The sequence below is a fragment of the Micromonospora sp. WMMA1996 genome (assembly GCF_002573675.1).
GTDB classification, from domain to species: Bacteria; Actinomycetota; Actinomycetes; order Mycobacteriales; family Micromonosporaceae; genus Micromonospora; species Micromonospora sediminicola.
Window position 1 is genome coordinate 2,459,342 of record NZ_PDHU01000001.1, and the last position, 14,159, is coordinate 2,473,500.

A 14,159-nucleotide genomic window follows, 5' to 3' on the forward strand; every position below is an offset into this window, starting at 1 on the left:
GACCCGAACCGGCACCGGTCACGTCAGGACACCCCCAGCTCGCGGTCGATGAAGTCGAAGACCTCGTCCGGGGTGGCGTCCTGGAGCTTGCCGGCGACACCGTCGCCGTCGGCCGGGGCGTCCACCTCGTTGAGCGAGGCCAGCAGCGTGCGCAGTCGTTCGGTGATCCGCAGCCGGGCGCCCCGGTCGGGCGCGGCGCCGGCCAGCGCGGCCTCCAGCCGTTCCAGCTCGCCGAAGACCGGCGTCGCGGCGGCCACTCCCCCGTCGACGACGGCGGCGCGGACGTACTCGGCGAGCAGCGCGGCGGTCGGGTAGTCGAACACGACGGTGGCGGGCAACCGTACTCCGGTGGCGGCGGTGAGCCGGTTGCGCAGCTCCACCGCGGTCAGCGAGTCGAAGCCGAGGTCCCGGAACGCCCGGTCCGGTTCGACGGCGGCGTCGGAGGCGTGTCCGAGCACCGCCGCGGCCTGCCCGCGGACCAGGTCCAGCACCGTCCGGCGCCGCTCGGCGTCGGTCTGCCCGGCGAGCAGCGCGGCGAGCGAGTCGGCGGTCGGGCCGCCCTCCTCGGCGCGCTCGGCGGCGGCGCGGCGCGCCTCGGGGATCCCGGTGAGCAGCGGGCTGGGCCGGACCGCGGTGAAGCCGGGCACGTAGCGGGCCCAGTCGACGCCGGCGATCAGGGTGACCGGCTCGCGGCCGGTGAGGCAGCCGGCGAGCGCGGTGAGGGCGAGGTCGGCGTCGAGCCGGGTGACGCCGCTGCGCCGGCGACGCTCGGCCACGGCGGGGTCGGCGTCGGCCATGCCGCCGGTGGCCCAGGGCCCCCAGGCGACGGAGGTGGCCGGCAGGCCCTGCCGGTGCCGCTGCTCGGCCAGCGCGTCCAGGTAGGCGTTGGCGGCGGCGTAGCTGCCCTGGCCGGCGGCGCCGAGCTGCCCGGGCAGCGCGGAGAAGAGCACGAACGCCCGCAGGTCCTTCTCGGCGGTCAGCTCGTGCAGGTGCAGCGCGCCGAGCGCCTTGGGCCGCAGCACGTCGGCGATCCGGTCGGCGGTGAGGCCGTCGAGCACCCCGTCGTCGAGGACGCCGGCGGCGTGCACCACAGTGGTCAGCGGCGCGTCGGCCGGCACGTCGTCGAGGAGCTTGGCCAGCGCGGCCCGGTCGGCCACGTCGCAGGCGGCGACGGTGACCCGGGCGCCCCGGTCGGTGAGGTCGCGGACCAGGTCGGCCGCGCCCGGCGCGTCGGCGCCGCGCCGGCTGACCAGCAGCAGGTGCGCCGCGCCCCGGTCGGCGAACCAGCGCGCGACCTGCCCGCCGAGCGCGCCGGTGCCGCCGGTGACGAGCGTGGTGCCGGGATGCCCGTCCGCCGGGTCGGCGCCACCGCCGGGCGCCCGGACGAGGCGGCGGACCAGCAGGGTGACGCCGTCGACGGCGAGTTGGTCCTCACCGTCCGGGCCGGACAGCGCGGCGCAGAGCAGGTCCCAGCCGTGGTCGTCGAGGGTGGCCGGCACATCGACCAGGCCGCCCCACCGCTGCGGGTGTTCCAGGGCGGCGACCCGGCCGAGGCCCCAGAGCAGCGCCTGCTCGGGCCGGCCGACGCCGCCGTCGCGGGTGGTGCCGGCGGCGCCCCGGGTGACGCACCACAGCGGCGCGGGCACGTCCAGGTCGCCGAGCGCCTGGAGCAGGGCCAGCGACCGGGCCAGGAACGGCGGCACCGGGGCGTCGGCCGGCGTGTCGGCGAGGGCGAGCAGGGACAGCACCCCGTCGACCGGGCCGGCGCCGGCGGCGGTGAGCCGGGCGGCGACGGCGGCGCGGTCGGTGGCGTCCTCGGGCAGCAGGACCAGCCGGGCGTCCGCGCCGCGCCTGGTCAGTTCGGCCACGGCCGTCTCCGCCTCGGCGATGCCGTCCGGGTCCGCCACGACCCACCAGGCGCCGGTGAGGAACGCGACCGGAACCCCGGCGTACGGCTGCCAGACGGCCCGGTAGCGCAGGTCGTCGAGGGTGGACCGGTCGCGTTGGCGGCGTCGCCAGTCGGCGAGCAGCGGCAGCGCGGCCCCGAGGCGGTCGAGGGACTCGGTGGCGTCCTGCGCGGTGAGGTCGGCCAGGGCGGCGAGGTCCTCGTTGTCGACGGCGGCCCAGAACGCGGCGTCGGCCCCGGTCGGGGCGTCGGCGGTGTCGACGGTGCGGGTGCGGGGCCAGTAGCGCTCCCGGTCGAACGCGTAGGTGGGCAGGTCGACGGTGGTCGTCTCGGGCAGCACGCGGGTGAGGTCGACGGGCAGGCCGACGGCGTGGGCGGTGGCCAGGTTGGTCAGCAGCCGGGTCGGGTCGTCGTCGCCGCGCCGCAGCGTGGACAGCACGTGCCCGGTGGTGCCGGTGTCGTCGAGGATCGCGGTGACCGGCATCGCCAGCACCGGATGCGGACTGATCTCCACGAACGTGCTGTGCCCCGCGCCGACCGCGGTCCGCACCGCCGTGTCGAAACGGACGGTGCGGCGCAGGTTGTCGTACCAGTAGTCCGCCGTCATGCTCGCCGGGTCCACCCAGTCCCCGGTCAACGTCGACACCAGACGGATGTGACCGGGCTGCGGGGCGACGTCGGCCAGATCGGTGCGCAACCGCTGGGCGACCTCCTCCACGGCCGCCGAGTGCGAGGCGTAGTCCACCGGAATCAACCGCGCCCGCACCTCATCGGCCTGACAGGCCGCCACGAAATCGGCGACCGCCTGCGGCGGACCGGACACCACCACCGTCGACGGACCGTTCACCGCCGCGATTCCCACGCCGGAGAACCGTCCAGCGCCGTCGGTGTCACCCGGTGCCACCGCGTCGGGTCCGACAGCACCGTCTGTCGCGCGGTCGGCTTCCAGCCGCGCCGTCACCTCGTCGGCGGGCAGGTCGACCGACGCCATCGTGCCCGTGCCCCGTAGCGCGGCCAGCGCCCGGGACCGCAGCGCCACCGTCCGCGCCGCGTCCTCCAGAGACAGAATCCCGGCTACGCACGCCGCGCCGATCTCGCCCTGCGAGTGGCCGATCACCGCCTGCGGGCTCACACCGACGTGCCGCCAGACCGCGGCGAGGGCGACACCGACGGCCCAGAGCACGGGCTGCACCACCTCGACCCGGTCCAACCACGACTCGTCGTCCCCGGTCAGCACCGACGGCAGGTCGACGTCCAGGAACGGCGACAACGCCGCCTGGCAGTCCGCCAGCGTCGCGTCGAACACGGGCGTGCGGCCGACCAGACCGGCCGCCATCCGCGCCGACTGCGCACCCTGACCCGGGAACACGAACACCGGGCCGGCGCCGCGCCCCGCCACCGTGCCCGTCACCACGGCCGGCGACGGCGTGCCGGCGGCCAGCGCGTCCAACCCGGACAACAGGTCCTTGGCCGAGGACCCGACCACCGCGGCGCGGTGGTCGAACGCCGACCGGGTGGTCGCGAGGGACCAGGCGATCACCGCCGGGTCTGCCGAGGTGCCACGCAGGTGCCGGGCCAGCCGCCCGGCCTGCCGGGCCACCCCGTCGCGGGTCCGCGCCGACACCGGCCAGGCGAGCGCGCCGTCGAGCAGCCCGGACCGGGCGGTGTCCGCGCCGGCGGGCGGCCCCGGCCGGGCGGCATCGGCGGGCGTCTCGTCGGGGAGTTCGAGAATGACGTGCGCGTTGGTGCCGGAGATGCCGAACGACGAGACGGCGGCCCGGCGTGGTCCGGCGGCGGGCCAGGCCCGGTTCTCGGTGACCAGCTCGACCGCGCCGGCCGACCAGTCGATGTGCGGCGACGGCGCGTCCACGTGCAGGGTCGGCGGGACCACGCCGGCCCGCATGGCGAGGACCATCTTGATCACCCCAGCGACGCCGGCGGCGGCCTGGGTGTGGCCGATGTTCGACTTCACCGAACCGAGCAGCAGGGGTTCGACGTCGGCGCGGCCCTGCCCGTACGTGGCGATGAGCGCCTGCGCCTCGATCGGGTCGCCGAGGGTGGTGCCGGTGCCGTGCGCCTCCACCACGTCCACGTCGGCCGGGGACAGTCGCGCGGCGGCGAGGGCCGCCCGGATCACGCGTTGCTGCGACGGCCCGTTCGGTGCGGTGAGCCCGTTGGACGCGCCGTCCTGGTTGACCGCGCTGCCGCGCAGCACGGCGAGGATCGGGTGGCCGTTGCGCCGGGCGTCGGAGAGGCGCTCGACCAGCAGCATCCCGGCTCCCTCCCCCCAACCGGTGCCGTCGGCGGCGGCGGCGAACGCCTTGCACCGGCCGTCGGGGGCGAGGCCGCGCTGGCGGGAGAACTCGACGAACAGCCCGGGGGTGGCCATCACGGTCACGCCACCGGCCAGGGCCAGGTCGCACTCGCCGCGTTGCAGCGCCGCCGCCGCGAGGTGCAGCGCGACCAGGGACGACGAACACGCCGTGTCCACCGAGACCGCCGGTCCTTCCAACCCCAACACGTACGCCACCCGCCCCGAGACCACGCTCGCCGCGTTCCCGGTGCTCGCGAACCCTTCGACCTCGTCCGCGGACACCATCAACAGGGCCCCATAGTCCTGGCCGTTGGTGCCGACGAACACCCCTGTTCGTGAACCCCGCAAGCCACCCGGATCAACCCCTGCCCGCTCGATCGCCTCCCACGAGGTCTCCAGCAACAGGCGCTGCTGCGGGTCCATGGCGACGGCCTCGCGGGGTGAGATGCCGAAGAAACCGGCGTCGAAGTCGGCCACGTCGTAGAGGAACGCGCCGGTGCGGACGTAGGAGGTGCCGGCGGAGTAGGGGTCGGGGTCGTAGAGTCCGTCGAGGTCCCAGCCGCGGTCGCCGGGCAGGTCCGAGACCGCGTCGCGGCCGGCGTGCAGCAGCTGCCAGAACCGCTCCGGGTCGGTGACGCCGCCGGGAAACCGGCAGGACATGGCGACGATCGCGACCGGCTCGTCGTCGGCGAGCGGGGTCGGTCCGGCGGCCGGGCCGGTCTCGGCGACGCCGCCGAGTTCGGTGTGCAGGTGCCGGGCCAGCACGGTGGCGGTCGGGTAGTCGAAGACCAGCGTGACGGGCAGCCGCAGGCCGGTGGCGGTGGCGAGCCGGTTGCGCAGCTCGACCGCGGTGACCGAGTCGAAGCCGAGGTCGCGGAACGCGTGGTGCGGGTCGACGGCCTCGCCGCCGGCGTACTTGAGGACGGTGGCCGCCTGGTCGCGGACCAGGTCGAGCAGCGCCTCCCGGCGCTCGTCGGACGCCATCCGGGCGAACGCGCCGGCCGGCGCGGCCTCGGCCGTCTCGTCCGGCTCCCGGTCGGCGGCGAGCTGCCGCGCCTCGGGGATCTCGGCGATCAGCGGGGCCGGGCGGGTGGCGGTGAGCGCGACCCGGAACCGGTCCCAGGCGATGTTGGACACGGTCAGGTACGTCTCGTCGTGCGCGAGCGCCTGGTGCAGCGCGGCGATCGCGAGGCGGGGGTGCATCTCGGGCGCGCCGTGGCGGTGCAGCATCCGGCCGAACTCCCCGTCGGCCATTCCGCCGCCGCCCCAGGCGCCCCAGGCGATCGAGGTGGCCGGCAGGCCGAGGCCGCGCCGGTGCTCGGCGAGCGCGTTGAGGTAGGCGTTGCCGGGGGCGTAGTTGCCGACGCCGGAGCTGCCGACGGTGCCGGCCATCGCGGAGAACAGCACGAACGCGTCGAGGTCGTGGTCGCGGGTCAGCTCGTGCAGGTTGACCGCGGCGGTGACCTTGGCGCCGAGCGCGTGGTCGATCCGGTCGAGGGTGAGCGCGCCGATGACCGCGTCGTCGAGCACGGCGGCGGTGTGCACGACGGTGGTGAGCGGGTGTTCGGCGGGCAGTCCGGCGAGTACGGCGGCGAGCGCGTCCCGGTCGGCGGCGTCGCAGGCGGCCACGGTGACCCGGGCGCCCAGTGCGGTCAGCTCGGCCTCCAGCTCGTCGACGCCGTCGCCGTCGCGGCCGCGCCGGCTGAGCAGAACCAGGTGGTCGGCGCCGTGGGCGGCGAGCCAGCGGGCCACGTGCCCGCCCAGCGCGCCGGTGCCGCCGGTGACCAGCGCGGTGCCGGTGGGCCGCCAGTCGCGCGGGGCGGGGGTGTCGCCGAGCGGCGCGCGCAGCAGCCGTCGGCCGTACGCGCCGGTGGGGCGCAGCGCGACCTGGTCCTCCCCGTCGGCGCCGGCGAGGACCCGGGCCAGCCGGGTGGCGGTGCGGTCGTCGACGGTGTCGGGCAGGTCGACCAGGCCGCCCCAGCGGTCGGGGTGTTCCAGCGCGGCGATCCGGCCGAACCCCCAGGCGAGCTGCTGGGTGGGGTGCGGCAGCGGGTCGGTGGGTCCGGTGGAGACCGCGCCCCGGGTGAGCGTCCACAGCGGCGCGCGGATCCCGGCGTCGCCGAGGGCCTGGGTGAGGGTGACGGTGCCGGCGTAGCCGGCCGGCACGTGCCGGTGGGCGGGCAGCGGTGTCTCGTCCAGCGCGAGCAGGGAGACCACGGCGGCGGGTGGGGCGTCGGCGTGCCGGTCGCGCAGCCGGGCGGTGAGCGCGTCCCGGTCGGTGCGCTCGCCGGTCAGGGCGAGCGGGACGACGGTGGCGCCGTGCCGGCGCAACGCGTCCGCGACGACGTCCGCCGCGTCGACGCCGAGGTCGCCGGGGCCGGTGACCAGCCACCAGTCGCCGTCGAGTGTCGGCCGGTCGGCGGCGTCGGGGGCGACCGGCAGCCAGCCGTCGCGGTAGCGCCAGGAGTCGACGGTGGCCTGGTCGCGGTGGCGGCGTCGCCACGCGGCCAGCGCCGGCAGCAGCGCGGCGAGCGCGTCGGCGGGCACGTCGGCGGTGTCGGCCAGCTCGGCGCCGACCGCGGCCGGGTCCTCGGCCTCGACGGCGGCCCAGAACCGGGCGTCGACCTCGTCCGGCTCGACCGGGGCGGCGGCCACGGGGACGGCGGCCGGGCGCGGCCAGTAGGGCTGCCGCTGGAACGGGTAGGTGGGCAGGTCGAGGCGGCGGGCGGCGAGGCCGGCGAAGGCGGGCCGCCAGTCGACCGCGACCCCACCGGCGTACGCCTCGGCGAGCGCCCGGTGGAACCGGGCGAGGTCACCCTCGTCGCGGCGCAGCGTGCCGGTGACGGTGACCGCGGTCGGGTCGGCGGCGGCCGCCTCGACGCTCTCCTGCATCGCCATGGTGAGCACCGGGTGGGCGCTGACCTCGACGAAGGTCTGGTGGCCGGTGGCGGCCAGGTCGCGGATCGCCGCGTCGAAGCCGACAGTCTGTCGCAGGTTGCGGTACCAGTAGTCGGCGTCGAGGCCGGCGGTGTCCGTCCAGTCACCGGTCACGGTGGACCGGAACCGGATGTCGCCGGTGCGCGGGCGCAGGCCGGCGAGGAGGTCGCGTAGCCGCTCGCGCAGCGGTTCGACGTGCGCGGAGTGGGAGGCGTAGTCCACCGGCACGCGGCGTACCCGCACGTCGCGGCCCTGGTAGTGGGCGATCAGCTCGTCGAGGGCGGCGGCGTCGCCGGAGACCACCACCGAGGTCGGCCCGTTCACCGCGGCGAGCGCGACCCGCCCGTCCCACCGGCCGATCGTCTCGGTGGCCTCGTCGGCGGTGGTCGCGACCGACACCATGCCGCCGTCACCGGCGATCTCGGCGATGACCCGGCTGCGCAGCGCCACCACGGCGGCGGCGTCGTCCAGGCTGAGCCCGCCGGCCACGTACGCGGCGGCGATCTCGCCCTGCGAGTGACCGACCACCGCCGACGGGTGCACGCCGTAGGACCGCCACAGCGCGGCGAGGGACACGCCGACCGCGAACAGCGTCGGCTGCACCACGTCGACCCGCTCCAGCGACGGCGCGTCCGGCGCGCCCCGGATCACGTCGACCGGGGACCAGTCGAGGTGGGGGCGCAGCGCCTGCGCGCAGGCGGTGAACGTCTCGGCGAACACCGGGGCGGTGGCGAGCAGGTCGGCGGCCATGCCGGTCCACTGCGAACCCTGGCCGGGGAAGACGAAGACCACGTCGCCGCCCGTACCCGGGGGGCGGGTGACGGTGTGCGGCGCGGGACGGCCGGCGGCGAGCGCGTCCAGCGCGGCGGCCAGGTCGTCGCGGCCGGCGGCGAGCACGACCGCGCGGTGTTCGTGGGCGGTCCGGGTGGTCGCGAGCGACCAGGCCAGGTCGGGCAGCGCGGCGTCGGGCACGGCATCCAGGTGGGCACGCAGGTCGCGGGCCCGGGCGGCGAGCGCGGCGGTCCCGCGTCCGGACAGCGTCCAGGGCAGTTCCCCAGCGGGTACGGCGTCGCGCGGCGCGGGCTCCTCCGGCGGCGCCTGTTCCAGGACGGTGTGCACGTTGGTGCCGCTGATGCCGAACGAGGAGACGGCGGCGCGCCGGGGCCGGTCGCCGGCCGGCCAGGGCCGGGCCTCGGTGAGCAGCGCGACCGTGCCGGCGGACCAGTCGACGTGCGGGGTGGGCTCGTCCACGTGCAGGGTGGGCGGCAGCACGCCGGCCCGCATGGCGAGGACCATCTTGATCACGCCGGCGACGCCGGCGGCGGCCTGGGTGTGGCCGAGGTTCGACTTGACCGAGCCGAGCCACAGTGGCCGGTCGGTGTCGCGGTCCCGGCCGTAGGTGGCGATCAGCGCCTGCGCCTCGATCGGGTCGCCGAGCGTGGTGCCGGTGCCGTGCGCCTCGACCGCGTCGACCTGGTCGGGGGCGAGTCCGGCGTTGGCCAGGGCCTGCCGGATGACCCGCTGCTGGGCCGGCCCGTTGGGCGCGGTCAGCCCGTTGGACGCGCCGTCGGAGTTGACCGCGCTGCCCCGCACCACGGCGAGGACCGGGTTGCCGTCGCGGCGGGCGTCGGAGAGCCGTTGCAGCACCAGCAGGCCGACGCCCTCGCCCCAGCCGGTGCCGTCGGCGGCGCCGGCGAACGGCTTGCACCGGCCGTCGGCGGCCAGGCCGCGCTGCCGGGAGAAGCCGACGAAGATGCCGGGAGTGGCCATCACGGTGGCGCCGCCCGCGAGGGCCAGGTCGCACTCCCCCGCCTGCAACGCCTGGGCGGCCAGGTGCAACGCGACGAGCGACGCGGAGCAGGCCGTGTCGACGGTGACGGCCGGGCCGTGCAACCCGAAGGTGTACGCGAGCCGCCCGGAGATGACGCTGGCGGAGACGCCGGTGGCGAGGTAGTTCTCGTCGCCGTCGCCGGCGGCCAGCAGCAGCGAGCCGTAGTCCTGCCCGTTGGTGCCGACGTAGACGCCGGTGCGGCTGCCACGCAGCCCGGCCGGGTCGAGGCGGGCGCGTTCGAACGCCTCCCAGGCGGTCTCCAGCAGCAGCCGCTGCTGCGGGTCCATGGCCACCGCCTCGCGCGGGCTGATGCCGAAGAACGCCGGGTCGAACTCCCCGGCCCCGGTCAGGAAGCCGCCCTCGCGCACGTAGCTGGTGCCGAGGTGCTCCGGGTCCGGGTGGTACAGCTCGGCGACGTTCCAGCCGCGTTCCTGCGGCATCGGCGACAGCGCGTCGGTGCCGCCCGCCACCAGCTCCCACAGCTGTTCGGGGGTGGCGACGCCGCCGGGGAAGCGGCAGCTCATCGCCACGATGGCCACCGGCTCGCGGTGCCGGTCGACGTCGGCGGCGACGACCGCGCCGCCGGTCGGGTCGGCGGTGAGGCCGTGCAGGTGGGCGGCGAGTTCGGCGACCGTGGGATGGTCGAAGACGAGCGTGGCGGGCAGCGTCGCGCCGGTCTCGGCGGCGAGCCGGTTGCGCAGCTCGACCGCGGTGAGCGAGTCGAAGCCGAGGTCGCGGAACGTGCGGTCGGGCAGCGGCCGGCCGGCCGGGTGGCCGAGCACCAGCGCGACCTGGGCGCGGACCAGTTCGGTGAGCTGCGGCAGGGACCGGCCGACCACCACGGCCGGGGTCACCACGGCGGGTCCGGCCGGCACGCCGGGCAGCCCGGTGAGCAGCGGCGCGGGCCGGCCGCGGGTGGCGGCGAGGCGTCCCCAGTCGACGTCGGCGACGGTGAGCGCCGGTCCGGCGCCGACGACGCGGCCGAGCGCGGCGGCGGCCTGCTCGGCCGGGAGCGGGTGCACGCCGCCCCGGACCAGCCGGGCGGTGAGGTCGGCGCTGGCGGCGGCCATGCCCTCGGCGGCCCAGGCGCCCCAGGCGACCGCGGTGGCGGGCAGCCCGAGGTCGTGGCGCCAGGTGGCGAACGCGTCCACGAACGCGTTGGCCGCCGCGTAGTTGCCCTGCCCGGCGCTGCCGATCACGCCGGCGAGCGAGGAGAAGAGCACGAACGCGTCGAGGTCGCGGCCGGCGGTGGCGTCGTGCAGCGCCCGGGCGGCGCGGACCTTGGCGTCCAGCACCGCCTGTGTGCGGGGCAGGTCGAGGCCGTCGAGGATGCCGTCGTCGACGGCGCCGGCGGCGTGCACCACGGCGGTCAGCGCGGGCAGGTCGGCGACCAGCGCGGCGACCGCGGCGGAGTCGGTGACGTCGCAGCGGACCGCCCGCGCGCCGGGCAGCTCGGCGACCAGGTCGGCGACGCCGGGCGCGTCCGGGCCGCGCCGGGAGGCGAGCACGACGTCGGTCGCGCCGGCGTCGAGCAGCCAGCGACAGACCTGCCGCCCGAGCGCGCCGGTGCCGCCGGTGACCAGCACCGTGCCGGTGGGCCGCCAGCCGGGTCCGGCGGGCGGGGCGGCGGGCACGAGCCGCCGGCCGAAGGTGCCGTGCGCCCGGACGGCGACCTCGTCGTGGCCGCCGTCGGCGAGCACCGCGAGCAGCGCGTCGGCACTGGCCCGGTCCGGGGTGTCGCCGGCCGGCAGGTCGACCAGTCCGCCCCAGCGGTCGGGCTGTTCCAGCGCGACGACCCGGCCGAGTCCCCAGGCGGTGGCCGCGTACGGGTCGGTGAGCGGTTCCCCGCCGCCGACCGTGACCGCGCCCCGGGTCAGGCACCACAGCCGGCCCGACCGGCCGGTGTCGGCGAGCGCCTGGGTGAGGGTGAGCAGCAGCGCCGTCCCGGCCGGTACGGCGGGCGCGTCGGGTCGCGGCGCGTCCGGGGCGGGCAGGACGCAGAGCACCCCGCGCCAGCCCGGCTCGGGGTGGTCGCGCAGCAGGTCGGCCAGGGCGGCCCGGTCGGCGTCGGCGGGCACGGTGAGCAGGTCGACGTCGGCGCCGGCCCGGGCGAGCGGGGCGGCCCACGGTGCGGGGTCGTCGAGCGCGACGACCAGCCACCGGCCGGTCAGCGCCGGCGCCGGGGAGGGGTGGACCGGCTCCCAGACGACCCGGTAGGACCAGCCGTCCAGCGTGGAGTCGCGGTGCCGGGCCCGCCGCCAGGAGGAGAGCACCGGTACGGCCGGGGCGAGCGCGGCCACCGCCTCCGGGTCGTCCTGCACGGCCAGGTGGGACGCCACGGCGGGCAGGTCGCCGCGCTCCACGGCGGCCCAGAAGTCACCGTCGACGCCCTCGGTGGCCGTCGCGGGCGGGACGCTGCCGTCGCCGGCCCAGTAGCGGTGGCGGTGGAAGGCGTACGTGGGCAGGTCGGTGCGGCGGGCGCCGGCCCCGGTGAACCAGGTGGGCCAGGCGACCGGGTGGCCGTGGACGTGCAGGTCGGCCAGGGCGGCCAGCAGCGCCTCGGGTTCGGCGCGGTCGCCGCGTTGGACGGCGACGGCACGGACCGGCTCGTCGGGCAGGATGTCGGCGGTCAGCGGGGTGAGCACCGCGCGCGGCCCGATCTCCAGGAACGTGTCGACGCCGGCGGCGCGCAGCGCGCGGACCCCGTCGGCGTGGCGGACCGCCTCGCGGACGTGCCGCACCCAGTGCTCGGGGGTGCGGATCTCGTCCGGGTCGGCCAGGTCGCCGGTCAGGTTCGACACGACCGGCAGCGTCGGGGCGGCGAACGTCAGCCGGTCCAGGACGGCGCGGAAGCGGTCGAGCACCGGCGCCATGAGCGGGCTGTGGAAGGCGTGGCTGAGGGTGAGCCGCCGGGTGCGCACGCCACGCTCCCGCCAGCGCCGTTCCGCAAGGTCGATCTCGTCGGCGGCGCCGGAGAGGACGACGGCGGCGGGGCCGTTGACGGCGGCGACGTCGATCGGCGCGTCCGGGTCGGTCAGGGTGGCGCGGACGTCGGCCTCGGTGGCGGCGACCGCGAGCATCGCGCCGCCGGCCGGCAGCGCCTGCATGAGCCGGCCGCGCGCGGCGACCAGCGCGGCGGCGTGTTCCAGCGACAGCACCCCGGCGACGTGGGCGGCGGTGACCTCGCCGATGGAGTGGCCGCCGACCAGGTCGGGGGTGACGCCGAACGACTCGACCAGCCGGAACAGCGCCACCTCGACCGCGAACAACCCGGCCTGGGTGAAGACGGTCTCGTCCAGCAGCGCGGCGTCGTCGGTGCCGTCGGCGGCGAACAGCACCTCCCTCAGCGGGCGCGGCAGCGCCCGGTCCAGGTGCCCGCACACCTCGTCCAGCGCGGCGGCGAACACCGGGAACGCCGCGTACAGCTCCCGGCCCATGCCGGCGCGCTGCGCGCCCTGCCCGGAGAAGAGCACGGCGAGTTGGCCGCGCGGCGTACCGGTGCCGGTGACGACGGTGCCGGCCGGCTCGCCGGCGGCGAGCGCGCGCAGCCCGGCCACCAGGTCGTCGCGGCCGGCGGCGGCGAGCACGGCCCGGTGGTCGAGCACCGACCGGGACACCACCGAGGAGTACGCGACGTCGAGCGGCCGGACGTCGGGGTCGGCGTCGAGCCAGGCGGCCCAGCGCCCGGCCTGGGCGGCGAGGGCCTCCGGGGAGCGGGCGGAGAGCAGCACCGGGACGACCGGCCGGTCGACCGGCGCCGGCTCGTCCTCGGCGGGTTCCGGCTCCGGGGCCTGCTCCAGGATGGTGTGCGCGTTGGTGCCGGACACCCCGAACGAGGACACCGCCGCGCGGCGCGGCCGGTCGACGGCCGGCCACGGCGTGGCCTCGGTGGCGAGCGCGACCGCCCCGGCGTCCCAGTCGATGTGCGGCGACGGCCGGTCCACGTGCAGCGTCGGCGGGACGACGCCGTGCCGCAGCGCCAGCACCATCTTGATCACGCCGGCGACGCCGGCGGCGGCCTGGGTGTGCCCGAGGTTCGACTTGACCGAGCCGAGCAGCACCGGCGGCGCGTCGCCCCGGTCCTGCCCGTACGTGGCCAGCAGTGCCTGCGCCTCGATCGGGTCGCCGAGCGTGGTGCCGGTGCCGTGCGCCTCCACCACGTCGACCTGTTCGGGGGTGAGCCGGGCGTTGGCGAGCGCCTGCCGGATCACCCGTACCTGGGAGGGGCCGTGCGGCGCGCTCAGCCCGTTGGACGCCCCGTCCTGGTTGACCGCGCTGCCCCGGATCACCGCGAGCACCGGATAGCCGTGCCGCTGGGCGTCGGAGAGGCGGGCCAGCAGCAGCATGCCGACGCCCTCGGACCAGCCGGTGCCGTCGGCGGCGGCGGCGAACGGCTTGCACCGGCCGTCGGCGGCGAGCCCGCGCTGGCGGCTGAACCCGACGAACACGGCCGGGGTGGGCATCACGGTGACGCCGCCGGCCAGGGCCAGTTCGCAGTCGGCGTTGCGTAGCGCCTGCACGGCCAGGTGGATCGCCACCGAGGAGGAGGAGCAGGCGGTGTCGATGGTGACCGCCGGCCCCTCCAGTCCCAGCGTGTAGGCGATCCGGCCGGAGACGATGCTGGTCGAGTTGCCGGTGAGCGAGTGCCCCTCGCCGTCCTGCCCGGCCTGGGCGAGGATCGCGTCGTAGCCGTGCGCGGCGGCGCCGACGAAGACGCCGGTGCGGCTGCCCCGCACGGCCGGCAGCGGCAGCCCGGCCCGTTCGAACGCCTCCCAGGTGGCCTCCAGCAGCAGCCGCTGCTGCGGGTCCATGGCGACGGCCTCGCGCGGGCTGATGCCGAACAGGTCGGCGTCGAAGTCGCCGGCGTCGTAGACGAAGCCGCCCTCGCGCACGTAGCTGGTGCCCGGGTGGTCGGGGTCGGGGTGGAAGAGCCGGTCGAGGTCCCAGCCCCGGTCGGCGGGGAACGGGCCGATCCCGTCGCCGCCGTCGCGGACGAGGTCCCACAGCTGCTCCGGCGACCCGACACCGCCGGGGTAGCGGCAGGTCATCGCCACGATGGCCACCGGCTCGGTGTCGCGCGCCTCCAGCGCCCGCAGCCGCCGCCGGGTGCGGCGCAGCTCCGAGGTCGTACGCTTCAGGTACTCGACGTACTTCTCGTCCTCGCTGTTCAC

Annotated in this window: 1 protein-coding gene; it reads right to left on the reverse strand. The window is 77.2% G+C overall.

What is annotated here, in order from left to right; translation table 11 throughout:
* Positions 1–23: 23 nt before the first annotated feature.
* Positions 24–14,159 (reverse strand): type I polyketide synthase, encoded by a 14,136-nt coding sequence (locus COO58_RS11695; RefSeq protein ID WP_098744966.1) that lies wholly within the window; start codon positions 14,157–14,159, stop codon positions 24–26.